Source organism: Janthinobacterium sp. JC611, from assembly GCF_018682595.1.
In the GTDB taxonomy this organism is placed as follows: Bacteria; Pseudomonadota; Gammaproteobacteria; order Burkholderiales; family Burkholderiaceae_D; genus Janthinobacterium.
The window spans coordinates 118,750-144,518 of sequence record NZ_JAFLJN010000014.1 but is presented as its reverse complement, the minus strand read 5'-3'; the positions used below and the strand labels follow the sequence as shown (position 1 = coordinate 144,518).

Genomic DNA, 25,769 nt, shown 5'->3' with positions numbered 1-25,769 from the left:
TTTCGCCTGACCGTTGTTGCTGTCCCTGCAAGGAACCATACCGATGCTCACACCCGACCTGAAGCGCCTCACCGCGCTGCACGCGCCCTATAAGAAACATCTGGCCCTGGCTCTGCTGGCGATGGTCGTCACGGCGGCCACGGAACCGCTGCTGCCTTATGCGCTCAAATTGCTGCTCGACAACGGTTTTGGCGGCAAGGTGAGTTTTTCCTTCTGGCTGGTGCCGCTGATCGTCATCGGCATCTTTGCCATGCGCGGCGCGTCGACGTTTGCCAGCAGCTACCTGATGAGCTATGTCTCCACGCGCATCCTCAACGAATTGCGGCGCAGGATGTTTGCCAGCATGCTGAACTTGCCCATCGATTTCTACAACACGCACACGGTGGGCAAAGTCATCAACTCCATCATGTTCGAAGTGCAGCAGATCATCGAAATGGTGACCAAGGTGTTTACCTCGATCGTGCGCTCCTCGCTGACCGTGCTGGGCCTGCTCGCCTGGCTGCTGTACCTGAACTGGGTGCTGACCCTGGTGACCCTGGTGCTGCTGCCCCTGCTGACCATCGTCGTGCGCACCACGGGCAAGCGCCTGAAAAAACTCAACCGCGACTCGCTGGCCGTCAATGCCGAGTTGACCCAGGTCATCGAGGAAACCACGCGCGCCCAGCAAGTGATCAAGATCTTCGGCGGCCAGGATTACGAAAAGTCGCGCTTCGAAGAGCGTGCCGAGCAATTGCGCCGCTACAGCATGCGCATGACCACCACCTTTTCCGCCACCGTGCCCATCACGCAGGTGATCACGGCCGCCGCCGTGGCCCTGGTCATCGTCATGGCCCTGTTCCAGTCGGAGCAGGGACAGATCACGGTCGGCGGCTTTGTCTCTTTCATCACGGCCATGCTGATGCTGCTGACGCCCCTGAAGCAACTGGCTGAAGTCAACGGTCCCCTGCAGCGCGGCATGGCCGCCGCGGAAGAAGTCTTTTTGCTGATCGACAAGACACCGGAGCGCACGGGCGGCACGCCGCTCGCTGGCCGCGGCAAAGGCCGCATCGAGTTCAAGGACGTGAGCTTTACCTACCCCGGGCATCAGGAGCCGGCCCTGCGGCACATCGACCTGAGCATTGCGCCGGGACAAACGGTCGCCTTCGTCGGCATGTCCGGCGGCGGCAAATCGACCCTGGTCAGCCTGCTGCCGGGCTTTTACTCGGCCAGCAGTGGTGAGATTTTGCTCGACGGACAGAATATCGACACCATCTCCCTGACCAGCCTGCGCAGCCAGATCGCCATGGTCAGCCAGCAGGTGGTGCTGTTCGACGATACCCTGGCCGCCAATATCGCGTATGGCGATGCGGCGCCTGACCGGCAGCGCATCGAAGCGGCCGCCGCGGCCGCCTTCCTGTCGGACGTCATCGACGGCTTGCCCGATGGCCTGGAAACGCGCCTGGGCGACAACGGCTCGCGCCTGTCCGGCGGCCAGCGCCAGCGCGTGGCCATCGCCCGCGCCATCTACAAGGATGCGCCCATCCTGATCCTCGATGAAGCCACCTCGGCACTGGATACGGAGGCGGAACGGGCCGTGCAAGCGGCACTGGAACACCTGATGCAAGGTAAAACCACCCTCGTTATTGCTCATAGGCTATCAACAATTGAACGTGCGGACCGTATCGTGGTATTGTCACATGGGAAAATAATGGAAACCGGCAATCACCAGCAATTATTGGATGCCAACGGCGCGTATGCCAATCTGCATCGCCTGCAGTTTTCCCAGCAAGTGGTTTGACACCATCGAACGAATACCTGAAATCGTACTGATACATGACGCCTTTGATTCCCGCCGAACTTCTACAAAAGTCGGAAAAAATTCTTTTCATCGCCCATCTGGCGCTGGGAGACTTTACCTACCTGCAAAACGGTTTCCGCGCCTTTGCCGCGGCCTATCCCCATATCCAGATCCACCTGTGGGTCGACGAAGTCCGCCGCACGTCCGACGCCAGGCAATGGGAAGGCTTGCGCACCTATTCGCTGTACGACTGGGTGGAGCAATCGGGCCTGTTCGCCAAGGTCTACCGCAAGACCTACAGCCCGGCGCTGTACGAAGAGTCACTGCGCGAGGCCAAGGCGGAAGACTATCCTGTCGTCGTGTCGCTGGCCCACGTAAGGCCACAGCAATACGCGGACCTTGCCCGCGCGATCAGCCCGAACGGGCTGGTGATCGGCACGCGCAAGCCGTTCAGCCCGTTGCGCCCCTGGCATTACCTGGCGTACCGCAAGATCGATGCCGTGCTGGCCTCGTATGCGGGACAGGATGCGGGCGAGCACCATATCAGCAGCGTGTATGCGGACTGGTTCCATCAATTGACGGGACTCGACATTCCCGTGGCCGAGCGCTATCCCTTCGTACACATCCCCGAGCACGCGCTGCAGCAGGCGCGGCAGCAGCTGGCCGCCTGGGGCTTTGCCCCGCGCCAGGGGCCGCTCGTACTCCTGAACCCGTTTGCCAAGTCGCACAAGCGCGGCTGGCCGCTGGAACGCATCGTCGAACTGATTGCGCGCATGCAGGCGATGCCGAAATGGCAGCATGCCTGTTTCCTGATCAATGCCATGCCGCAGGAACTGGCCAAGGTGAATGCCGTCGTGCAAGCGCATGGCTTGCCACGCACGCAAGCCTTCAGCGCCGTCGACAACTTTTTCCAGCTGCCGGCCATGCTGGCGCAATGTGACCTGATTATTTCGGTGGAAACGTCGATCATGCATCTGGCGAACGCCGTGCATGTGCCTGTCGTGGCGTTGATGCGCAAGAAAAATCCGGAATGGGCACCGTTCGACAGCGCCAACAGCACCGTCATCACGGTGGCGCGGCGCAGCGACTGGGTCAAGGCGATCTCGGTCGAGCAGGTATTGCAGACCCTCGCCTAGGGAACGCGGCAGTGCTGCAGTGACTAACCGCTGCCCAGCATGCTGATACGCACCAGGTCGGCCACGTTGTCGACCCCCAGCTTGTCCATCAGGCGCGCCTTGTGTACTTCCACCGTGCGCACGGAAATGCCCAGCGCCGGCGCGATATCGCGGTTGTGCTGGCCCGTCACCACCAGCTGCATCACTTCCCGTTCGCGCGGCGTCAAGGCGCGCAGCAAGGCCAGCCCCTCCACCTGGCGCAGCAACTGGCCGCGCGCGTGCGCCTCGCGCGAAAACGCTTCATCGATGGCTGCCAGCAGCTTGTCGTGGTCAAACGGTTTTTCCAGGAAATCGCTGGCCTGTGCCTTGAAGGCCTGGCGCGCCAGGGCGACGTCGCCATGTCCCGTGATAATGATAATGGGCAGCATGCATTTAAGCTCCAGCAAGCGTCGCTGCAAGCTCAGGCCATCCATGCCCGACATGCGGATATCGATCAGCAGGCAGCCGGCCCACTCGGGCCGCCAGCTGTGCAGGAAATCCTCGCCGCAGGAAAACAGGGCCGTGCGGTAGCCGCGTATGCCCAACAGCAAACCCAGCGCATCGCGCACGGCGGGATCGTCATCCACGATAAACACCGTCATATTACTTGTCACCATACTCTCCTGTAGCGGCCGCACTGGCGCGCGCCAGGGGCAGGACAAAACGAAAAATGCCATGCTTGCCCACTTCGGCCCATAGCTGGCCGCCATGCGCTTCGACGATGCTGCGGCTGAGCACCAGCCCCAGACCCAGGCCGCTGGCCTTGGTCGAGACGAACGGTTCGAACAGGCGTGCCGCCAGGCTGTTGGAAATGCCGGGACCGCTATCTTCCACGGACAGGCGCAAGCGCCCGCCTTCGAGCCGCTCGGCCGAGACCGTGATGCGGCGCCGGCCGCGCGGCTGGCCCAGCACCGCATCCTGCGCATTGGCCAATAAATTCCGCAACACCAGCTCGATTTGCAGGCGGTCGGCGTTGACGGCCAGCGGCGACGGCGGCGCCAGCACCAGCTCGATGCCATGCTCATGGAACAACGGCGTGAACTGGCGCGCCATGCCCTCGATCAGGGCGCCCGCCTCCACCGCTTCGAGTTGCATCGCGCCCGTGCGGAAAAAGTCGCGCAGGCGGCGCACCACGTCCGCGGCGCGTCCCGATTCGACGATCATATGCCCCACGGCGCCCTGCAGCAAGGCGCCGGTCTCGCCCCGTTCCAGCAAGTATTCGCACGCCTTGCCATAGGTCGACAAGGCCGTCAGCGGCTGGTTCAACTCATGCGCGAGGGCGGCCGCCATCTCGCCGGCGGCCGCCAGGCGCAGCGTGTGTTTCAGTTCGTCGGCCACCTGGCGCATTTCATCGACGACGATGCCGATAAAAAATCCCACCAGCGCCAGCACGGCATCGAGCAATTGCAATTCATAAAACTGGATATCGACCGCATGCGTCCACTTCACCAGGGTGATGAGGCACAGTTGCAATACAAACACAGCCAGCACGGCGCCATGCAGCCCCTGGCGCGAGGCGGCCCAGATCACCGGGAGAAACAGGAAATAGAAATGCTTGTATTCGGAACGCACGATGGAACCGAACAGGCTCCACAACACGAAGCTGGCCAGGGCAAGGTACGCCAGGGTTTCCCAGCGCCAGACGGCGGCGCGCAGGCGTTCGCGCCCGCGCTCGCTGAACAACACCCAGATCAGTGGCATCGACACCAGCATGCCGACCGTGTCGCCGATGCTGAAACGCCAGACCGCCGTTGCCCACTCGCCGGCCGGGATGCGTCCCGTCAGCGACAGCAAGGAAATATAGCCGAGCGCGTTAAGCACGGTGCCAAACAGCACGATGGCTACCCAGGCGCTCAGGCGGCGCCGGTTGTCGAAGATATCGCTGCTGCTGAAACTGCGGCGCAAGACTACGCCGATAGCGCCATAGCCGAGCACCAGCCATGCCGAACAGAGCAAGGTCAGGGGCAGGCCTGCCGGCATGCCGCGCACCAGCACCTCGCCAGCCACCAGGGCGATAAACCACGGCAGCGCCGCCTTGCGGCCGTGGATCAGCCAAAATACGAGGCCCAGCGCGGGATCGGGATTCCATGGGGTGATGTTGAGCCCGTACATCGGGTCGATATAGGTGGCCCAGTCAAACAGCAGATACAGGCCGACAAAGGCGGGATACGGCAGGTAGCGGGACAGGAATGGGCGCATAACGGTGTTTTTTAACTGTCCCGCATTATGCATCGCAAGCGTGCGCCACGCCATGCCATCTTGCGTTATATGCACATGAAATAATTTTCAGGCAAGGTCGCAAGGCGCGCCGGCGCCGTCAGGCCCCGGCCAGCGGCAGGCGCACTTCCACCAGCAAGCCCAGGCCGCCATTGCCGCTGTGCAACTGAATCGTGCCGCCGTGCTGGCGCACGACGGAAGCGACGATGGACAAGCCCAGGCCGCTGCCCGGCTGCGCCTGCTGCGGCGCGCGGAAAAAGCGGTCGAACACGCGTTCATACAGCGCCGGCGCGATGCCCGGGCCCTGATCGGCCACATGCAGCACGGCCTGGCCCCGCTCCGCATGCAGCGACACCGTCACGCTGCTGCCGCGCGGGCTGTACTTGATGGCGTTCTCCACCAGGTTGTCGATCAGCGAGACGAGGCTCTCGCGCTGTCCGGGTACGCTGAGCGAGACCCCGGCTTGCAATTCGAGCTCGATATCGCCCGCCTGGGCCAGGCCGGACAGGGCCGCCAGACGGTCTTGCAGCAAGATATCGAGCGCCTGCCGCCGCGGCAACTCGCCCCCGCCCGCCTGCACTTCGCTGCGCGTCAGCTGCAGCAACTGCCCCACCAGCCGCGCGGCGCGTTTGCCGCTGTTCAAGATACCGTCCAGCAGCTCTTGCTGACGCGCATCATGCGCCTGCCCCTGCAAGGCCTCGACATTCACGCGCATGGCCGCCAGCGGCGTGCGCAGCTCATGCGTGGCATCGGCGATGAAGCTGCGTTCGCGCGCGGCGCTGGCGTCGACCCGCTGCAACAGGGCATTGATATTGTCGACCAGCGCCGCCAGTTCGCCATGCGGCGGCTTGAACGCCAGCGGACGCAAATCCTGCGGCCCGCGCGCCGCCACCTCCTGCGCCACCTTGCGCCACGGGCGCATGGCAAGGCGGATCGACAGCCAGGCCGGCACCAGCAGGAACGGCAGGCTGATCAGCAGCGGCAGCAAGTAGTAGCCGCGCGAATTGATCGTGATGAAAAATTGCCAGGCGCCCCCCACTTCCAGCACGGTCACGCGGGTGGCCCCTTCGACCAGGCTGCGGCTGCGCCAGGCCTGGCCCTTGATGTACACCACTTCCATCTGCTCCGGGCCGGCGCTGCGGATACCACTGGGCGCATCGGGCGACTTGTAGACCAGCTTGCCCGCACGCCAGACCAGGATGCGCGGCGCCAGCTCAGGCACCTGGCCCATTTCAAATTCCTCGCGCAAGGCTTCGTCGATGGCGCGCAAGCTTTGTTGCTGGCGCTGCGGCTGCTCGGCCAGGTTATCTGCCACGCTGACAATGGCGTGCAGGACGCCGCGCGTCACATTGCTCGCTTCGCCGGCGCCCTCGACCAGCACATACGCCACGGCCAGGCTCCACAGCACGGTCAGCATCAGCATTTGCGCCATCATCAGGCGGCGCACCAGGGTAGGCCGGCGCAGCATGGCCCAGAAACGCCCCATCATGCGCCGCCGCCCGGCGCAGTCGAGGTCTCGCCCTGCTGGTCGATGACGTAGCCAACGCCGCGCACGGTACGGATATACCCTTCGCCTATCTTGCGGCGCAGGTTGCCCATATGCACATCCAGGGTGTTGCTGGCATTGGCCAGTCCGCCGGGCAGGATGTGTTCTTCCAGCACGCGGCGCGTGATGACCCGGTTGGCGCGCATGAGCAAGGTCTTCAGCAGTGCATATTCACTGGCGGTGAGCTCCACGGGCCGGCCATGCACGCTGACGCGGCGCGTGGGCACCTGCAGCAGCAGGCCGCGCAATTCGATGGTGTCGCCATCGAAGCCATAGCTGCGGCGCGCCAGCGCGCGCACGCGCGACAGCAGCTCGGCCAGCACGAAGGGCTTCACCAGGTAATCGTCGGCGCCACCGTCCAGGCCCCGCAAGCGCTGTTCCAGCGTGTCGCGGGCGCTGAGGATCAGCACGGGCAGGCGCGCCGCGCGCAGCCGCGCCAGCAAATCGAGGCCATCGCCATCGGGCAAGCCCAGGTCCAGCAGCACCAGTTCGCAACTGTCGTGCTCGATGCTGCGCGCCGCATCCTCCAGGCTGCGCACCCAGACCACTTGCATGCCCTGGTCGCGCAAGGCGATCCGCACGCCATTGCCCAGGTCCATATCGTCTTCAATCAGCAGTATCTTCATGCTGAGTATTAAACCACCGCAAGCTGAAGAATGGGTAAAGAAGCGTTCTTCATACAATCTTAATAAAAGGCTCATTTTTCCTTCATGGCAAGGATGGATACTGTCGACAGTCAATCGAGCCACTCCGGACTCGGTTCTCCACCTGACGGAAAACTCCATGCACGCATCTACAACCCTGTTGACCTCGCTGGCACTGGCCTGCGGCCTGAGCTTGAACCCCCTGGCTGCCGCGGCGGCCGAACCGGCTGCGGAAAATGTCTTCACCATCGGCGGCGGCGTCGCCGCCGTGTCCAGCTATTCCGGCGCCGACAAGCTGTCGGCCTCGCCCCTGATCATCCTCGATTACGCCATGGCCAATGGCCTGTTCTTCAGCACTTCGCGCGGCATCGGCTATGGCGGCCAGGCCGGCCCCCTCAGCTACAGCGCTGCATTGGGCTACCGCGGCAACCGCGAAGACCACAAGCGCAAGGGCGTCAATGGCTGGGGCGGCAGCGATTACCTGAAGGGCATGGGCGAAGTCAAGGGCAACGCCAGCGCCCTGCTCAGCGCAGGGTATTCGCCCTTGCCGGGCCTGTCGCTGAGCATCTCGAGCGACATTCCCCTGTCGAACCGCGAAAATGGCGCGAACGTGCATTTCGGCGCGACGGGCCAGGTCTACGGCCGGAGCGATGCCAAGGGCATGCAGCAGGATAGCGTGACCATCGGCGGCCAGCTGGGCTGGGGCGAGCGCAAGTATGTGCAGACCATGTATGGCGTCACGGCCACTCAGGCCGCGAACACTTCGTTCAAGCAATACACGCCCAAAGGCGGTTTCTATGAAGCACAGGCCACCATCAACTGGGAGCACCGCTTCGATGCGCGCTGGGCCGTCAATACCCTGGTCGGCGTCGAGAGCCGCCTGGGCGACGCGGCCAAGAGCCCCATCGTGCAGCGCAAGACTTCCCCGGTCGGCGCCGTGTATGTCACCTACCGCTATTAAACAAGCTTGAAGCGGGCGCTGGCATAAGGGAAACCCGTACGCTGTTTCGCCAATTTACAGCGGGGGGTGGCATGGCTAAGATGACATGGTTTTCCGACTATGGCCATCCCTTCCATGCATGCATCGCGCCTTGCCACGCAACGTCACCGCGCCGCGGACGGCAAGCCGGGCCAGGATACCTTGCTGCTGCTCTTGCCGGTCAAGCGCGCCAGCGACATCATCTACGGCGCGCGCTACGCCAGGCGCCTGCGGGAATGGGGTATCCAGGTCAGCGTCAGCCTGCTGCACGTGACACCGCCCCCACCACGCCGGGCCGATGGCTTGCCCCGGCACAGCCCCGCTGCATGCCATGCGCTGGATCCGGCCACGCAGCAGATGATGCACGAGGCGGGACTGTATCTGAGCCGTTCGCAGCTCGCCTTCAGCACCCATATTGTCGCCGGCGAGCTGCTGTTTTCGATCCTCGATACGGCGGAACTGCTCGGTTGCCACGAAATCGTCCTGCCGGCCCTGCGTCACGCTCCCTGGCAGCGCCGCTTTGCCGGTGCGCTGGCGCGCAAGCTGGCGCGCGCCACGCGCAGCGCCACGGTATTGCTGGCCGATACGGACGGCATGAGCGGGCCGCCGGCCTGAAGCGTCGCCGGCGCCCGGCCCTCCACCTACACATGGAACTTTGATGACACAAGCTATTACCCTGCACGCGGGCCTGAGCAATATGCCGCCAGGCATGTCACGCGTGCGCGAGCTGCTCAAGCTGCAATTGCGGGCACAGCTGCAGCGCCGGCAGACGCGCATCTGGCTACAACTGCTCAATTCCCACCCCGTGTTCCACGATTTGCTGCAAGCCTATCCGCGCATGATGCACAAGGTGTACCGCCCTTATCTGAGCACGAACCTGTCGTGCCGCCAGCGCGTCGCCTTGCTGGTCGAGCACTATCATTTCATCCTGCAGCAAGGCTGGGGCAAGTTGATGGCGCAGGCGGCGCGGGCGCCGGTGCGGCTGGGCTCCGTGCCGGGAAAGTCGGGCGCACCCTACCACCTGCAGCTGTGTTCGCTACAACCGATGGACCGCGAAGGCGAGATGGTCCTGCAACTGACGCGCGGCGATGACGTGATCTATTCGGTCGCGTTTACCTTTTTCGGTTCCCGCACACGCGCCAGCATGAGCGTGGGCATCGGTTGCATCCAGGGGCCGCGCGGCGCGGAAGGCTTGCGCCGCGTGCGCGAGGCAACCCGCGACCTGCATGGCATGCGCCCCAAGGCACTGATGGTGCGCCTGGTGCGCCAGCTGGGATATGAACATGGCTGCCGCAATATGGTACTTGTAGGCAACGCCAACCGCGCCGTCCATCATTCCGCAAAAAAGGGCCGTTTGTTTGCCGACTACAATGCTCTTTGGCAAGAACTCGGCGCCCAGGTACGCCAGGATGGCGATTTTGAACTGCCATGCGATAAGCTGCCCCTGCCTGCCCTGGAAGACATGCCCTCGAAGAAGCGCTCGGAAGCACGCAAACGCCACGCACTGACGCTGGCCATGATCCGCAGCCTGCATAGCGGCCTCGACGCTCATCGCAGCCCGGTGCAGGCCGCCACGGCAGGCACTGCGGCAACTGCCAACGAGGGACGGCAAGCGGTCGATCTGGACGACGACGACTACGCTTCCGCTGTCGCCTGAGCGACTTCTCCTCTTGCGGCACACGCTACAACCCATGCGCGGCCCAATCCTGTTACGCTAGCGTTATCGGCATGCACCGCGGTGCGCCGGTTCCCCCAACGCTTACTAGGAGGCAAGTCATGCGTGTAGACATCTACCGCCGGGCCGAGCACGACGGCATTTTTTCCTACCTCGCCGTGCCGGAAGGAAAGCTCATTCCAGAAGAAGTGACCAATACCGACTGGCAGCTGGAAATACGCGCCAGCGAAGTGGCCGACGATGCCCAGGCCTTGCCCGACTACCATATCGAACAACCGCACCAGCAGATCGCCGCCAAGGGCTATGCGATCACGGGCCTGAAAGACATGTAAACGAAAAAAGCCAAACCAGCATGTCTGCGGTTTGGCTTGCTTGTCTGCGCCGCGCGGTGCCGGTCAGTATTCGACCGCCACTTCTTGCGCGCCCAGTATTTGCTCCAGCGCCATCTGCAATTCATCCGAGGGCGCCACTTTCCACTCGTCACCAAACTGCAGCACGCAACTGACGCCTTGCGGGCTGACCCGCGCGGCGATCGGCAAGCCCGTGTCGGCGCGGTGCGGCAGGATCACGTCACGGATGCGCTTGGCGTCCAGGGTGGCGGGCAAGGTCAGGCCCAGCTGGCGGCCATACTGCACGCGCGCGGCGATGATGTCGAAGGCGCTCTCGGCCGTGATGCGCAAGCCGCCCGAGAAACGGTCTTCCGACACTTTGCCCACGACGGCCAGGAATTCATCCTCCTTGAAGATTTTCCGGTTGGCGTCGAACAATTCGCCGTACACCGTCACTTCCACCGTGCCGCTCTTGTCATCGAGCGTGACGATGAGGATCTTGCCGCGCTGCGTCATCTGCGTGCGCAAGCCCGTGATGACGCCCGCCATCATGCGCGGCTCGCGCGACGGCGACAGTTCCGACAATTTGGTGCGGGCAAAGCGGCGCGCCTCGGGCGCATACGAGTCGAACAGGTGGCCGGACAGGTAGAAGCCCAGCGCGATCTTTTCTTCCGTCAGCCGCTGTTTATCCGTCCACACGGGTACCTTGACGTACTCGGGCGGCGCCACCATGTCGCTGTCGTCGCCGCCGAACAGGCTCACCTGGTTCGCCGCCTTGGCGGCCTGGTCGGCGCACTCCATGGCGAACGCCACGGAAGCGAGCAAGATGGCGCGGTCGACCTTCAGGCAGTCGAAGGCGCCGCTGCGGATCAGGGATTCGATGGTGCGGCGGTTGATCTGTTTCTTATCCACGCGCTTGCAGAAGTCGAACAGGCTCGTGAAGGGGCCGCCGGCCTCGCGCGCGGCGATGATGGCTTCGATGGCGTTCTGGCCCGAGCCCTTCACGGCGCCCAGGCCATAGCGGATCTGCGTGACTTTCTTGCCGCTCACGGATGGCGGCGCGCCGCTCGGCGTGAAGCGGTAATCGGATTCGTTGATATCCGGCGGCAACAAGGTCAGCTTGCAGATTTCCAGCGAATCTTCCACCAGGATCTTGATCTTGTCCGTGTCGTCCATGGCCAGCGACAAGTTGGCGGCCATGAAGGCGGCCGTATGGTGCGCTTTTAAATATGCCGTGTGATACGACAGCAAGGCGTAGGCGGCGGCGTGCGATTTATTAAAACCGTAGCCGGCGAACTTTTCCATCAAGTCGAAGATCTCGTCGGCCTTTTCCGCCGTCAAGCCGTCTTTCGCCGCACCGGCGCGGAAGATCTCGCGGTGCTCGGCCATCTCTTCGGCTTTCTTTTTACCCATGGCGCGGCGCAGCATGTCGGCGCCGCCCAGCGAATAGCCGCCGACGATCTGCGCCATCTGCATCACCTGCTCCTGATACACCATGATGCCGTAGGTTTCGGACAGAATCGATTCCGTGCGCGGGTCGGGATAGTCGAAGCGTTCGCCGTGCTTGCGCTTGCAGAAATCGGGAATCAGGTCCATCGGGCCCGGACGATACAGCGCCACGAGCGCGATAATGTCCTCGAAGCGGTCGGGACGCGCATCTTTCAGCATGCCCTGCATGCCGCGCGACTCGAGCTGGAACACGGCCACGGTCTTGGCCTTGGTCAGCAAGTCGTAGGACGGCTTGTCGTTCAGCGGCAAGGTCGCCAGGTCGAAGTTCGCCTGCGCGGGGTCGAGCTGCTTGATGTAGCGCACGGCGCGGTCGAGAATCGTCAGCGTGGTCAGACCCAAAAAGTCGAACTTCACGAGGCCGACGGCTTCCACGTCATCCTTGTCGTACTGCGACACGACGCCCGAGTCGCCGCCCTGCGTGTACAGCGGGCAGAAATCCGTCAGCTTGCCCGGGGCGATCAGGACGCCCCCCGCGTGCATGCCGATATTGCGCGTGATGCCTTCGACTTGCTGCGCCAGGTCCAGCAGTTGCTTGACCTCTTCCTCGTTTTCCAGGCGCTCCTTGAGCAACGGTTCTTCCTCGATGGCGTCGGCGATCGACACGGGCTTGCCGGGCTTGAACGGGATCAGCTTGGAGATGCCGTCGCAGAAGTTGTAGCCGAAGTCCATCACGCGGCCCACGTCGCGGATCGCGCCCTTGGCCGCCATGGTACCGAAGGTGGCGATCTGCGAGACGGCCTCCTTGCCATACAAATCCTTGACGTGCTGGATCACCAGTTCGCGCTTTTCCTGGCAGAAGTCGATATCGAAGTCGGGCATCGATACCCGTTCAGGGTTCAGGAAACGCTCGAACAGCAGGTTGTACTTGAGCGGATCGAGGTCGGTAATCTTCAACGCATATGCCACCAGCGAGCCAGCACCCGAGCCACGGCCCGGGCCGATCGGCACGTCATTGTTCTTGCCCCACTGAATAAACTCGGCCACGATCAGGAAGTAGCCAGGGAACTTCATGTTGATGATGGTGTTGTTCTCGAACTCCAGGCGCGCCTCGTAGCGTGGGCGCTCCTTCTCGCGCTGCTCCGGGTCCGGATACAACTGGATCAGGCGCTCTTCCAGGCCCTTCTTGGTTTCCGCGCGCAGGAAATCGTCGATGGTCATGCCCGGCGTCGGAAAGTTCGGCAATTGCGGCTTGCCCAGGGTCAGCGTCAGATTGCATCGCTTGGCGATTTCCACCGAGTTTCGCAGCGCGGCCGGCAGATCGTGGAACAGCTGGCTCATTTCATCCTGCGTGAGGAAGCGCATCTGCTCGTTGAAGCGTTTGACACGCTTGGCGTTGGCCAGCATCTCGCCTTCGGCGATACAGACGCGCGCCTCGTGGGCAATAAATTCTTCCTGCGAAATGAATTGCACGGGATGCGTAGCCACCACCGGCAGACCCAGCTTCGACGCCAGCGCGACCGAATGCCGTACCTGCAGCTCCTGGTTGGGCTGGCCGGCGCGCTGGATTTCGATATAGAAATGGCCGGGGAACAGCGCCGCCCACTTGCTGGCATGGGCTTCGGCCAGCGCCAGGTTGCCGTTTTCAATCGCCGTGCCGACATCGCCAAAGTGCGCGCCGGAGAGCGCAATCAGGCCATTGGCCGCGCTATCGTCCGGATACAGCTCGTAGCGCTTGCTGGGCAGCGCCTGCAGCCATTCGTAGCGCACCTCGGCGCGCCCCTTGTGCTGATTGGTCAGCCAGGCCTGCGACAGCAGCTCGCACAGCTGCAAATAGCCCATGCGGTTCTTCGCCAGCAACAGCAAACGCGACGGTTTGTCGCGGTTATCGTCGTTGGTGATCCATACCTCGACGCCGACCACCGGCTTGACGCCCTTGCCGCGCGCTTCCTTGTAGAACTTGACCATGCCAAACAGGTTCGACAGGTCGGTGACGGCCAGCGCCACCTGCTTGTCCTTCGCCGCCGCCTTGACCACGTCGTCGATGCGCACCAGGCCATCGACGATCGAGTACTCCGAGTGCACGCGCAAGTGGACGAAAGCGGGACCGGGCTGCATCGCTTGCTGTGAACCTGCCGGAGCGCCGGCCTCTTGCATTACCATTTCCATCCTGTGTACCGTTTCGTGCAAAATTCAATGGGGTCTATTCTACCGCGTCGCGCGTACGGACCGGGTATCCCGACTGGCCTGCCGGGCTTATAATATCGGCTGTTCAGTCTAAGCCGATCGCCATCATGCAAGCCATCACCCCAGCAACACCTGCCGCAACACCTGCCGTTTCCGCCGCTGTCAGCCCGCCCGCCGCCACGTTTGTCAATATTGCAGCGTATAAATTCATTACGCTAGCCGATACGGAAGCCATGCGTCCCTTGTATCAGGAGCAATGTCTGACGCTGGGCCTGAAAGGCACGATCCTGCTGACGCCGGAAGGCATCAACATGTTCCTGTCGGGCACGCGCGCGCATATCGACAGCTTCCTCGCCTGGGTGCGCAGCGACGCGCGCCTGGCAGACCTGGAGTGGAAGGAAAGCTTGTCGAACGAGCAATCGCACAAGCGCATGCTGGTCAAGCTGAAAAAAGAAATCATCACCATGCGCATGCCGCTGATCAAGCCGGAATTGGGCCGCGCCCCGTCCGTCGATGCGCATACGCTCAAGCGCTGGCTCGACGCCGGCGTCGACGATGCTGGCAAACCCGTGGTCATGATGGAAACGCGCAACGCCTTTGAAGTGGACGTGGGCACGTTCAACAACACGCTTGATTATCGCATCGACAAGTTTACGGAATTCCCGGCCGTCGCTGCCGCGCACAAGGATGAACTGGAAGGCAAGACCGTCGTCACCTTCTGCACGGGCGGCATCCGCTGCGAAAAGGCCGCCATCCACATGAAGGAAATCGGCTACGACAGCGTGTACCAGCTCGACGGCGGCATCCTGAAATACTTCGAAGAGGTCGGCGGCGAGCACTACACGGGCGACTGCTTCGTCTTCGATTACCGCACGGCGCTGAACCCGAAACTGGAACCGACGGAAACCGTGCAATGTTTCGTCTGCCGCGCCGTCGTCACTCCGCGCCAGCAACTGGCGCCGGAATATGTGTATGAGGTGTCTTGCCCGCATTGCTACGAAAAAAAGAACTAGCGCCTGGTGGCGCGCAGCAACGCGCCAAAGGCGCACCAACTGCGCATGTCATAATTCACAATGTTGCCCGATTCCGTGAAACGCCACCATGCATAGTAGAGACAAGCAATAACAAGATGACAAAACAAGGCTTGGCCATTGCGGTCGTCATACCCAGTTACAAGGTCGATCGGCATATCCTTTCGGTCATCAGTCAGATTGGCGCCGAAGTGAGCCGCATTTATGTCGTCGACGACTGCTGCCCGGACCGCTCAGGCGACCTGGTCGAGCGCCACTGCGGCGACAAGCGCGTGGTCGTGTTGCGCCATGCCGAAAACCAGGGTGTCGGAGGCGCCGTCATGACCGGCTATCGCGCCGCACTCGATGACGGCATGGATATCATCGTCAAGGTCGATGGCGATGGCCAGATGGATCCCGCATGCATTCCCGACTTTGTCGCGCCCATTATTGCTGGCGAAGCCGACTACACCAAGGGCAACCGCTTCTACGATCTGGAAAGCGTGCGCAGCATGCCCAAGGCGCGTCTTTTTGGCAACGCGATCCTGTCTTTCATGAGCAAGATCTCTTCCGGCTACTGGGACATTTTCGATCCGACCAACGGCTACACCGCCATCCACTGCGAAGTGGTGCGCCACCTGCCGATGGAAAAAATCAGCCGCCGCTATTTTTTTGAAACGGATATCTTGTTTCGCCTCAATACCTTGCGCGCCGTCGTGGTCGACATCCCCATGGATGCAAAATATGGCGATGAGGTTAGCAATCTGAAGATTTCCCAGGTGGTGCTGGAATTTTTTGCCAAGCATCTACGCAATTTCTTCAAACGCATTTTCTACAACTATTACTTGCGGGACCTGTCCATTGCCTCCATTGAACTGCCCATCGGTGTCCTGATGCTTGTCTTCGGGTGCGTGTTTGGCGCGACGCAATGGCTGCATTCCGTGCATGACGCTATGCCCGCCTCGGCAGGGACAGTCATGCTGTCAGGCTTGCCGGTGATTGTCGGCCTGCAATTAATACTGGCCTTTCTCGGACACGATATCAGCGCGATTCCTAAAAAACCGTTCCACCGCATTCGGCGTGGCAGGAAGTGACGGCGCGATTGCATCGCCTGACAGACAAACCGCAGGCAATGGCAGAAGACTGTGCCCGTGCGCTGGATACGGCGCACGGGGCAGCGCGCCCCAGCAACTCTATGGAGATAAATAAATGACGTACATCGTAGCCCTGTTATGTGTGCTTGGCATTGCAGCTGGACAAATCCTGTTTAAAGTCAGTGCGAATGGATTGCTGCAAAGCGGCAGCTTTTTTTCCCTCAAAACCCTGACTGCGCTGTCGGCGGCAATCTTCCTCTATGGGCTGACGACGCTGGCCTGGGTCTGGGTACTGCAGCGCGTCGAACTGGGCCGAATCTACCCGCTGATGGCGCTGGCCTTTGTGCTGGTGCCGATCGGCAGCCATTTTCTTTTTGGCGAACGCTTCCAGACCCAATACATGATCGGTGTCGCGCTGATCATCGTCGGCATCCTTGTTGCCACGAAGGCATAAGCACGCTGTCGCCGCCACCCGCGGTGCTGCTCCATTCTCTTGCTCGAATTTGAAGTTACCCATGAAAAATCAGGTTTTTACTCCCCTGGCCATTGCCCTGACAGCCGTCGTCCTGGCTGTCATCTGGTTCTGCTTTGCACCCGGCTTCATGTCATATGATTCCATGGTCCAATACAAGACGGCCCTGAATCAGTACTATACGGATAGCAATCCCGCCATCATGTCCTACGTGTGGCATCTGTGCCTGTACCTGGTTTCCGGCCCGCAAAGCCTGCTGATGCTGCACCTCGCCTTGCTGGCAGCAGGCATCCTGATCTGGTACGGCAATATGGCACAGCGTGGCTGGGCCCTGCTGATTCCCGCCATGTGCTTGCTGCCATGGGTCGTCAATTTTGCCGGTGTACTGTGGAAAGACGTGGGCATGGCCTTCGCCCTGCTCGTGGCGACGGGACTGTTGTATACAAGGACGAAGAACTGGCGCGTCGCCGCCCTGGCCATCCCTTTCATTTTCTATGCCTCCGCCGTCAGGCACAATGCCATCCTGGCCATCGTGCCCCTCATCTACTGTGCACTGCGCCACTTCTGGCCGACACGGTCCATCGTACAAATGGCGATCCTGAGCGTGCTGCTGTCCGCCACCCTGCCCCTGGCCACGTCGGTTCTCAGCTACAACGTCCTGCATGCGGAGAGAAAACACTTTGAAACGTTAACGATGGGGGATGAAGTGGCCAGGATCGCCTTCATGACGGGCGAAAACTTGATGCCATGGGTGAAGCCTGAAGACAATGCCGCCTGCTCACCCCTGCCTATCCAATATGAGCGGGCGATGTGCTTTGTCCGCAAAGGCTATGACCCTAGCGGCAGCCTGTTTGCCGGCATGCCGCATACGCAAGCCCATGCCTTATGGAAAAAGACCATCTTCGAGCATCCGCTGCCGTACCTGCAGATCAAGGGCGGGGCATTCCTGTATTTCCTGCGCTCGCCCACGCTGGAACCCTACTATGCCTGGCATCCAGGCATCATGGACAATGAATTGGGAATCAAACTGGACAATCCGAAACTGGCGCACCTGATGCAAGCCTATGTCGAAGGCAGCCAGGCCACGCCGCTCGGAGAGCTCTTCAAGCCGTATTCCTGGCTGCTGCTATCCATCGCCATGATGGTGCTTGGCTGGCGCATGCAGCCGTCGCTGGAGAGGACCCAGATACTGGCATTGAACGCCTCTGCGCTCGGCTACTTCCTGGGCTACCTGGCGAGCGTGCCGTCAGCCGATTTCCGCTATATCTACTGGTGCATCATAGCCACCAGCCTGTCCATCATCATCTGGCTGGCGGCACGCGCTGGCCTGGCCAAGCCAAAAACCAGCCAGACCTAAGTCACCATCAGATGGGGGAATGCTCCCGGCGTTGCCAAGCTGCGATAGCGTCAAATTCTATCCAGCACGGCGAACGTCACATGCCCGAGTACCTGCTCCACGGGCAGATCATCGCGCAGTGGAAGCCACATCTGGAGCCGGACGGGGGCCAGTTCGAGCGTCTTGCCATGCAGCTGCAACGCATGCAATATCGCATCCTGCGCAAGCACGTTCAGGCGCCAGCAAGCGGGTAGATGGCGCACCATCGCCGCAGCGGCGGCGGCAGGCAAGCCTTCGTATGCCGTGACAATGGCGCCATGGGCATCCTCCAGCACGACCATCGAGCACACGGGATCGCGATAGCAATATACGGCGCGCGCAAACGGCGGCAAGGGCAAGCTGGTGTCGGGCACAAGGCTGCCATCGGGCTCGAATGGCTGCTGTTCGTTGCCTTCGGCGCCCCTGACCCAGCCATACATCCAGCGGTCAGCCACTTGAAAGCCATGTTTTTCATACACCGCATACTGGCTGGTCCACAGCGTCAGGTAATCGAACTGCTGTTCTCTCGCATGGGCAATAATGGTTTCCAGCATGCTGTTGGCGATACCCTTGCCGCGCTCCCCTTGTGCCACGCAGACAAGGCCGATCATCGCGATACGCAGCGTGCGCTCACCCAGCTGATGCTGCTTTTCCCGCAACACCAGCCCGCCGACGGTCACCGTGCCGATGCGCGCTTCGGCAAAAACCACGCCGTCCGACGCCGCCGACAGCCAGGGAAAATGACGCTGCAGCGTCACGCCACGGTTTTTACTGTGGAAAAAAACATCCCAAAACAACGCTTTCAAAGCCTCGGATGCCACCGTGGAGAGTGTGATTGTCACACCCTCTGCATGCACCATTTTCGACGATTCCATGAGTTAATCCGCTCCAACATGAACAGTGAGAAGAGGCAGCAGACGGCATTCGCAGCGGCGCGTCCGGCCGATGCCATCAGCCGATGCATGCATCGGCCAAAACAACTGCCAGGCGCCTCGCGACTGCCGCGTTCCACTCAAGGACGAACGCCATCCATATTCAGCGCCCACCATTTACGCAGCAAGACGATCGCCGAGGACAGGAAGAAGCCGAATAGCAGACTGAGCAGCAATACCGCGGATAAGCGGATATTGCGTTTCTCCGGCAAGGTAGGACCAGCGATGAAGCGGCTCTTTTCCAGATACAAATTGATGGAGCGCTGGTTATCAATCGTTATCATGTTATACACTTCCTTGACCACTTCATCGTTCAGATTCTTGTTCTTGAAGACGCCTTCCTTCACCGCTTCGAGGCCGCGCAGCAACGCTTCGCCCGATTGGTTGGTATCCAGCAGGCTCTTGGCCTGGTCGTAGTACTCGCGCAACAGAATACTCTGCGCCTGCTCGCGCTTGAGGCGGATGATGGTTTCGCTGGTGCTCAAGGCTTCCACTTCGCCGGACATCAGATGGGTAATGGGCGACAAATAACGGGCGCTGTCTTCCGTGACGGAAATCACCGAGGTTGCCGACTTGTTCGCCGCTTCCGGATAACTGCCCACGATTTTCTTGAGTACCACGCCCTTGCGCTGATACATCTCCAGCCGCTCATTCATGCTGATGATGTCGTTATCAAGCTTGGTGATCTTGGCCGATAATTCAATATGCTTGAAACGCAGCACATCGGAATAATTGGAGTAGATGATGCTGTCGATGGCATAGCGCCCCAGCAAGCCCACCATGCGCTGGGCATTCTCGGCACTGCCTGCGGCATACGAAATACGCAAACCAATCACATTATTGCCGCCATCCTTCGGTTGTTCCATCAACTCCTTGGCGTCCATCTTGGTGAAGGGGAAAATCGGCTCCACCATCTTGTTGAATCCGTCACCGCTGGCCATGGCCTTGCGCAGTCCGCCGATGCCGTCGACTCCCTGCAGCTTGTTCGCTTGCACAAAGGCGTCAAAGCGCTCGCTGGTACTGAAGGCGGCGGCGTAGCGTTTGTAATCGGCCAATACGATACCCGGATTACCTTCCTTGTCCTTGTCCTTTTTCGGATCCTTGTCCTTGTCCAGCGTCTCCAGCGGCAAGGGAATCGGACCGCCAAACTGCAGGAAGCCTTCGCTACGATACTGCCCCAGATACAAGGCACCGGACACGGCGATGGCCATGACCGCGATCGTGGCAACGCCTATCCACTTGCGCGCGTCGCGCAAGGCTTTGACATAATTGACAACGTTTTCGCCATTCTGCGTGTCAAGCTGATTCAAATTTTCCATGTTTCTTCTCTAGAAAGTAAATATATCCATCACCGGTACCGCAAGGCACGAGGTGTGCAGACTGTGCCTGCTTGCTCAAGGCGGCGGCGATGCGGCATCGCCACGGGCGCACCAGATCAAATCTTCAATACCGCACTGCGGTGCATATTCGGTGACCGCCTGCAGCAGCAAGGCGCGTACGGCTTCATGATCAAACCGTGCGCATGCTTGCGTCAAGTCATCGAGCAGCAACTCCAGCTGCGGCCAGGGCAATTCGGCTTCCTGGGCACGCATGATCAAGGGATGATCGGTACCTTCAACGTTATCGCCGATCAGCAGTTCCTCATACAATTTTTCACCGGGACGCAAGCCCACATGATGGATATCAATGGTGCCATTCGGCGTCTGTTCGCCACGCACTTCCAGGCCGCTCAGATGCACCATGCGCTTGGCCAGATCGACGATCTTCACGGGATCGCCCATGTCCAGCACAAAGACATCGCCCCCTTCGCCCATGGCGCCCGCTTGCAGTACCAGCTGTGCGGCCTCCGGAATGGTCATGAAGTAACGCGTGATTTCCGGATGGGTAATGGTGATGGGACCGCCTGCCATGATCTGCTTGCGGAACAGGGGGACGACAGAACCGGATGAGCCCAGCACATTGCCAAAGCGCACCATGCAGAAACGCGTCTTGTCCTGTTCGCGTGAAAATGCCTGCAAGATCAATTCCGCCAGGCGCTTGGTCGAGCCCATGACATTGGTCGGGCGCACGGCCTTGTCGGTGGAAATCAGCACAAAGCGTTTCACTCCGGCGGCGATGGCGGCCCGTGCCATGCTCAGCGTCCCCAGGGCATTGTTGCGTATCCCCTCGATCGGGTTATGCTCCACCAACGGCACATGCTTGTAGGCGGCTGCGTGATATACCGTTTCCACCTTGAACGTGCGCAGGATCTTTTCGCATTTCTCGGTTTCCAGGACGGAGCCCAGGAATGGCAACAGCTCGAGTTCGATATGCTGCGCCTTGCGCAAGCCCTGCAATTCCTGTTCGATGGTATACAGGGCAAATTCCGACATCTCGAGCAAGATCAGGCGCGCAGGCCGCTGCCGCAGAATCTGGCGGCACAATTCGGAACCGATGGAGCCGCCGGCGCCCGTGACCATGACGGTCTTTCCAGTGATACACATGGCCATCAAGTCATGGTCAGGCTCGACAGCGTCACGGCCCAGCAAATCCTCGATCTCGATCTCGCGCAAGTCCTGCAAGCGAACCAGACCGCTGATCAAGCTCTTGATCGGCGGGGTCACCAGCGTCTTGATCTTCAGCGGTTCCAGCTTGTCGAGGATACGGCGCTGCTGTGCACGCGACAAGGATGGCAGGGCCACCAGGATCTTGGTGATGCCCTTGTCCGCCACGAGTTCCGGCAAGTCTTCAGGGGCATACACGCGAATGCCGGCGATGATTGCGCCGTGCAGCTCTTTTTTCTCATCGATCAGCGCCACCGGGCGGTACTCGGTGCCATAGCTCAGCGTCTGTGCCAACTGGCTGCCGGAAGCGCCGGCGCCATAAATGGCGACAGGGATGCCACCGGTCACGCCCGATACCCGCGCGAAATAACCGCGCGCCATGAAACGGCTGGCCGTCACGTACATGATCGCACTGACCCAGTAAATGCCAAAGACACCGCGCGACAGGCCGATCATGTGCGTCGAGAAGGCCGCGAAGGCCAGCAAGACCGCCACCGACAGCGTCACGCCCAGCACCACCACGTAGACTATCTTGTAGTCGATAAAGCGGATCACCGCGCGATACAGTCCCAGCTTGATAAAGATCGGAATCGAGATCAGTGGCGCCAGCAGAATCAGCCAGAAGTACGGGCGGAATACGGCGAGGCTGACACCGTCAAAGCGCAGCAGTATCGCCACGCAAAATGTCAGTGGCAAAAAGAACATGTCCGCAGAGGCGGCGATCAGCTGCTTTTGCAAGCGCGGGAAATTCGATAAAGGAGTCATCAATTCTTACCAATCTCAATATGCAGGCGCAACCTGGGCATCAATGCGTGATGCCATCGCGACGCACCACTTTCAGGAAAGTCAGGAAGATAATTTTCAAGTCGAGTAAAAACGACTGGCGCTGCAGATATTCGGCATCCAGGCGAACCTTGTCCGGTATCGGCAATTCATCGCGGCCGTTGATTTGCGCCCAGCCGGTCAAGCCCGGCAATACCTGGTCTACGCCATATTCGGTGCGCAAGGCAATCAGGTCATCCTGGTTGAACAGCGCGGGACGCGGGCCGACAAAACTCATGTCACCGGCAAGGATGCTCCACAGCTGCGGCAACTCATCCAGGCTGGATTTACGCAGGAACGGGCCGACCGGCGTCAGGAAACGCTTGGGATCGGACAGCAAATGGGTCGCGACCGCCGGGGTATCCACACGCATGGTGCGAAATTTCGGCATCCGGAAAATACGGTTATGGCGTCCCACCCGGTCCGACCAATACACGATGGGCCCGGGCGAGGTCAGTTTGACCAGCACGGCCACCACCAGCAGCGGTATGGACAGCACGGCAATAGCCAGCAAGGCAACACTTACATCAAACAAACGTTTCATTTAATTTCCCCGCGCCGCACGGCGCAAACCTTCATCCACACTCAACGGCGGCACCCAGCCAAGCAGCTGTCGCGCCTTTGAAATATCCACCTGCAAGGAGCCGCACAAGCGCTGTGCGAAGCCGCGCTTGCCGATCACCGCGCATGCCGCGCCCAGCATCCATGCCGGCACCGGCAGCAGCCGCGCAGGCTTGCCCAGCGCCTGGCCCATACGGCGCAGCAGCTGGCTCGTCGACAAGTCTTCGCCATCGGCCGCCAGCCAGACCTGATTGGCCGCCGCCGGGTGTTCCGCGCATACGGCAACCAGGTCCGCCAAATTGCCCAGCGCAACCAGGCTGCGCCGGTTCTGGATCGCTCCCAGCGGCAGCGGCACGCCGCGCCGCAGCCAGCGCATCATGCTGAGGAAATTGGCCCCGACGCCAGGCCCATACACCAGCGGCGGCCGTATCACCACCACCTGCATGCCGGTTTCCTGGGCCAGCGCAAACAATCCCTGCTCGGCTTCCAGCTTGGAAATACCATATGGATCCGACGGTGCCGGAACATCGCTTTCCGAGAAGGCCTGTCCAGGCAGCGTCGCTTCGCCATTCACCTTGATGGAACTGATAAACACAAAACGCCGTACCCCCGCGCGCGCGGCGCAACGCGCCAGGTGCAGCGTGCCATCGACATTCACGCGGCGAAATTCCTGCAGCGGATCGGCCGCCGTCTCGTTCATCACATGCACGCGCGCCGCGGCATGCACGACGACACTCACCGAGTCGAAAGCATGATCCCAGCATGTCTGGCCGGACAGATCATCGATGACAAACGTTTCCACCGTCTCGGGAAACACGGCGGCGGCATCGCGCGTGCAGGCACGAATGTGTCCATCGCCCATGCGGGCCAGCCGTTCAATCAATGCGGCGCCGACAAATCCGGTCGCTCCAGTCAATAACACCACAATACATTCCTAATCAAAAACCTCGGGACAGGACACCGGGCCGGCATCCTGCGCGCCGCATGGGCGGCTTATCCTGCCATTAGCGCAGCTGGCGCGGCGTGTCAAACAAGGCGGCATACTTCGCCGAAATGGTGCTCCACGTATAATTTTCTTCGGCGATCCGCTTCATGGTACGCCCAATCGCTTGCAGCTCATCTGGCTGCACGGTATTGAGAATGGCCAGCAAGCCGGCTTCATCGTCGAAGTACCGTGCCTGATTTTGCGTTGTTTCCCGGTTATAGCTCACGCCAAATGCCAGAATGGGCAAGCCCAGGTACATCGCTTCCACCAACGAAGGATTCGTTCCACCGGCGCTGTGGCCATGCACATACATGCGGCAATTGCTGCGCAACTGGTTCAGGATGGCCTGGTCATAAATCGGATCAAGCAGGTGCACATGCGCCACGTGCGCATATTTTTGCTTCAGCTCCTGCCCGTACGCGCTATTGGCCCAATTACCGACAATCACCAGGGGCATGCGCGTCTGCGCAGCAAAGACATCGATGATCAAGTGCACATTATTTTCCGGCTCGATGCGGCATACCTTGAAGGCATAGTCATGCTGCAAGAAGGGAAAGCGCTGCAGTACCTCGCCGCTGATGGGCTGCTGCGTCACATGGTCGGCACCATACGCAATCAGTTCGCTGGGGCGGCCATATTGCGCGCTGACGTATTGCTGAATCGCCTTGTTGTCCGCAATCGTCACGTCGGCAAAACGCACCGCCGTCGCCTCGGAAAGCTTCAGGAACCATTTGGCGAAACGTCCCCATTTGGCGCGGCGCCATTCCATGCCATCGATATTGACGATGACTTTCTTTTTGCTCAGCAACTTAATAACAGGCAAGAAAATACAGCCTGAGACCCCGAGGATCACCAGCACATCCGCATAGCGTAATGCGGATAGCATGGAAACGATATCGTATGGAATACTCTGCACGCCATTCGCGTCCAGATTGACATATTTCAGCTTGACGCCCTTGTACGTCGGCGGCTGCTCGGCATATTTTTTACCACTGCAGTATACGGTGATATCAAACTTGTCGCTCAGATTATCCGTCAGGTGCTCGGTCAGGGTTTCCCAGCCACCGTATTTTGCCGGCAAGCCCACCGTTCCAATAATTGCAATCTTCATTTACCAACCTTCATTTTTAACTTGTCATTCAACACAAATGCCTCTCGCGTATCCTCTGCACACGGCCTGCGGCAAGACGATACGATAGGCAATACAGGTAATTATTTCCGGAAATACCTTAGCTTCAGCACATCTGACAATATTCTCAAGCAACCGAATGCGACGGAAATCATCAGACAGCCGATGCCATAAAAGCGCCAATGGCGCAGCATCACTTTCTTTGCGCGGAATTCATTCATGCGCATCTTGAACAGTGCGGAGGACAGGCCGCCCGTGCTGCCCGGCGCGCGCGACAGCGTCGTCATCGGCAGAGGAACGAAATGTACCGCCTTGGCACGCGCATTAATATTGAGCAGATACGCATAATCTTCGCAATAGCGCATCAACGGCACGCCCAGGCCCAGGTTACGCCGTACTGCCAGGCAGGGGGTGTACACGGGATTGAGCGCCGCCAGCAGATACTTGAACGGCAAATGGCGCAGGCGCCCCGCATACCAGCGCGCATTGATGGCATTGATATTCGTCGGTGTATCGACGGGATGATAAACAATGTCACACGTCCCCTGCTTCAGGTAGCCAAGCAGGAAATCAATCTTCTCTGGAGCAAACCGGTCATCCGAGTCCAGAAACGCCACGAAACTGAAGCGCGCGCGGCGCACGCCCAGGTTGCGTGCCGACTGGGGGCCACTGTTTTTCGCCAGGCGGTAAACCCGTACCGGCACGCCCGACGAATTACAAACGGGCAATTTCTCGGCCAGCACCAGATTGGGCGAGCAGTCGTCGACAACCACGATCTCAACCTGCTCAATGGCGCTGGTCGTGACGGACTCGATGGCATCAAGCAAAGCCTCATGGCGCGCATACGCGGGAATGACCACGGTAATGCCAAATGTTTTTCCGATAGTCATAA

Annotated in this window: 22 protein-coding genes; 10 read left to right on the top strand and 12 right to left on the bottom strand. The window is 60.6% G+C overall.

What is annotated here, in order from left to right:
* Positions 1 to 43 precede the first annotated feature (43 nt).
* The gene (gene msbA / locus J0O65_RS09925) at positions 44 to 1,777 is read left to right on the top strand and encodes a lipid A export permease/ATP-binding protein MsbA (protein ID WP_215406344.1); all 1,734 of its coding nucleotides are present in this window, start codon (positions 44 to 46) and stop codon (positions 1,775 to 1,777) included.
* Between the two features lie 35 nt (positions 1,778 to 1,812).
* Positions 1,813 to 2,913 carry a glycosyltransferase family 9 protein gene (locus J0O65_RS09920; RefSeq protein ID WP_215406342.1) on the top strand — a complete coding sequence of 367 codons (1,101 nt, stop codon included), beginning with the start codon at positions 1,813 to 1,815 and terminating at the stop codon, positions 2,911 to 2,913.
* Positions 2,914 to 2,936: 23 nt separating this feature from the next.
* On the opposite strand, the gene J0O65_RS09915 is transcribed toward J0O65_RS09920, so the two are convergent.
* From J0O65_RS09915 to J0O65_RS09900, 4 genes are all read right to left on the bottom strand, one after another.
* Positions 2,937 to 3,548, bottom strand: coding sequence for a response regulator transcription factor (locus J0O65_RS09915; RefSeq protein WP_251373628.1), 612 nt, complete (start codon positions 3,546 to 3,548; stop codon positions 2,937 to 2,939).
* Positions 3,535 to 5,130: a sensor histidine kinase gene (locus J0O65_RS09910; protein WP_215406340.1), complete on the bottom strand. Its 1,596-nt coding sequence runs from the start codon at positions 5,128 to 5,130 to the stop codon at positions 3,535 to 3,537. Before J0O65_RS09910 ends, J0O65_RS09915 begins: the two co-directional genes overlap by 14 nt.
* A 118-nt stretch (positions 5,131 to 5,248) precedes the next feature.
* Positions 5,249 to 6,637 (bottom strand): sensor histidine kinase, encoded by a 1,389-nt coding sequence (locus J0O65_RS09905; protein WP_215406338.1) that lies wholly within the window; start codon positions 6,635 to 6,637, stop codon positions 5,249 to 5,251.
* Entirely contained in the window at positions 6,634 to 7,320 is a 687-nt protein-coding gene (locus J0O65_RS09900) for a response regulator (protein WP_215406336.1), read from the bottom strand. The genes J0O65_RS09905 and J0O65_RS09900 overlap by 4 nt, the downstream gene beginning before the upstream one ends.
* Positions 7,321 to 7,477: 157 nt before the next feature.
* On the opposite strand from J0O65_RS09900, the gene J0O65_RS09895 reads away from it, so the two are divergent.
* The 4 genes from J0O65_RS09895 (at position 7,478) to J0O65_RS09880 (ending at position 10,324) form a co-directional block, all read left to right on the top strand.
* Positions 7,478 to 8,299 (top strand): MipA/OmpV family protein, encoded by an 822-nt coding sequence (locus J0O65_RS09895; protein WP_215406333.1) that lies wholly within the window; start codon positions 7,478 to 7,480, stop codon positions 8,297 to 8,299.
* Between the two features lie 99 nt (positions 8,300 to 8,398).
* Complete coding sequence (locus tag J0O65_RS09890) at positions 8,399 to 8,932, top strand: universal stress protein (protein ID WP_215406331.1); 534 nt, start codon at positions 8,399 to 8,401, stop codon at positions 8,930 to 8,932.
* A 43-nt stretch (positions 8,933 to 8,975) separates the two neighbouring features.
* Entirely contained in the window at positions 8,976 to 9,974 is a 999-nt protein-coding gene (locus J0O65_RS09885) for a VirK/YbjX family protein (RefSeq protein ID WP_215406329.1), read from the top strand.
* A gap of 119 nt (positions 9,975 to 10,093) precedes the next feature.
* Complete coding sequence (locus J0O65_RS09880; RefSeq protein ID WP_152250479.1) at positions 10,094 to 10,324, top strand: DUF6139 family protein; 231 nt, start codon at positions 10,094 to 10,096, stop codon at positions 10,322 to 10,324.
* A gap of 63 nt (positions 10,325 to 10,387) precedes the next feature.
* Here J0O65_RS09880 and dnaE read toward each other — a convergent pair whose 3' ends face one another.
* A complete protein-coding gene (gene dnaE / locus J0O65_RS09875; RefSeq protein WP_251373627.1) occupies positions 10,388 to 13,924 on the bottom strand; it encodes a DNA polymerase III subunit alpha in 3,537 nt (1,178 codons plus the stop codon).
* Between the two features lie 137 nt (positions 13,925 to 14,061).
* Between dnaE and J0O65_RS09870 the strand changes: the two genes are divergently transcribed.
* From J0O65_RS09870 to J0O65_RS09855, 4 genes are all read left to right on the top strand, one after another.
* Positions 14,062 to 14,967 (top strand): sulfurtransferase, encoded by a 906-nt coding sequence (locus J0O65_RS09870; RefSeq protein ID WP_251373626.1) that lies wholly within the window; start codon positions 14,062 to 14,064, stop codon positions 14,965 to 14,967.
* Positions 14,968 to 15,083: 116 nt separating this feature from the next.
* Entirely contained in the window at positions 15,084 to 16,058 is a 975-nt protein-coding gene (locus tag J0O65_RS09865; protein WP_215406327.1) for a glycosyltransferase family 2 protein, read from the top strand.
* 115 nt (positions 16,059 to 16,173) lie between these two features.
* A complete protein-coding gene (locus J0O65_RS09860; RefSeq protein WP_215406325.1) occupies positions 16,174 to 16,512 on the top strand; it encodes a DMT family transporter in 339 nt (112 codons plus the stop codon).
* Between the two features lie 61 nt (positions 16,513 to 16,573).
* Positions 16,574 to 17,887, top strand: a complete 1,314-nt coding sequence (locus tag J0O65_RS09855) for a hypothetical protein (protein WP_215406323.1) — start codon at positions 16,574 to 16,576, stop codon at positions 17,885 to 17,887.
* Between the two features lie 50 nt (positions 17,888 to 17,937).
* On the opposite strand, the gene J0O65_RS09850 is transcribed toward J0O65_RS09855, so the two are convergent.
* The 7 genes from J0O65_RS09850 to J0O65_RS09820 all read right to left on the bottom strand — a co-directional run bounded on the left by J0O65_RS09850 (position 17,938) and on the right by J0O65_RS09820 (position 25,767).
* Positions 17,938 to 18,780: a GNAT family N-acetyltransferase gene (locus J0O65_RS09850; protein ID WP_215406321.1), complete on the bottom strand. Its 843-nt coding sequence runs from the start codon at positions 18,778 to 18,780 to the stop codon at positions 17,938 to 17,940.
* A gap of 137 nt (positions 18,781 to 18,917) precedes the next feature.
* Complete coding sequence (locus J0O65_RS09845; RefSeq protein ID WP_215406319.1) at positions 18,918 to 20,156, bottom strand: lipopolysaccharide biosynthesis protein; 1,239 nt, start codon at positions 20,154 to 20,156, stop codon at positions 18,918 to 18,920.
* 75 nt (positions 20,157 to 20,231) lie between these two features.
* A complete protein-coding gene (locus J0O65_RS09840) occupies positions 20,232 to 22,145 on the bottom strand; it encodes a polysaccharide biosynthesis protein (protein WP_215406317.1) in 1,914 nt (637 codons plus the stop codon).
* Positions 22,146 to 22,185: 40 nt separating this feature from the next.
* Positions 22,186 to 22,746, bottom strand: coding sequence for a sugar transferase (locus J0O65_RS09835; RefSeq protein ID WP_215406315.1), 561 nt, complete (start codon positions 22,744 to 22,746; stop codon positions 22,186 to 22,188).
* On the bottom strand, positions 22,747 to 23,691 hold the full coding sequence (locus J0O65_RS09830) for a UDP-glucose 4-epimerase family protein (RefSeq protein ID WP_215406651.1): 945 nt from the start codon (positions 23,689 to 23,691) through the stop codon (positions 22,747 to 22,749).
* 76 nt (positions 23,692 to 23,767) lie between these two features.
* Complete coding sequence (locus J0O65_RS09825) at positions 23,768 to 24,859, bottom strand: DUF1972 domain-containing protein (protein WP_215406313.1); 1,092 nt, start codon at positions 24,857 to 24,859, stop codon at positions 23,768 to 23,770.
* A gap of 101 nt (positions 24,860 to 24,960) precedes the next feature.
* Positions 24,961 to 25,767: a glycosyltransferase family 2 protein gene (locus tag J0O65_RS09820; protein ID WP_215406311.1), complete on the bottom strand. Its 807-nt coding sequence runs from the start codon at positions 25,765 to 25,767 to the stop codon at positions 24,961 to 24,963.
* Between the last annotated feature and the right edge of the window lie 2 nt (positions 25,768 to 25,769).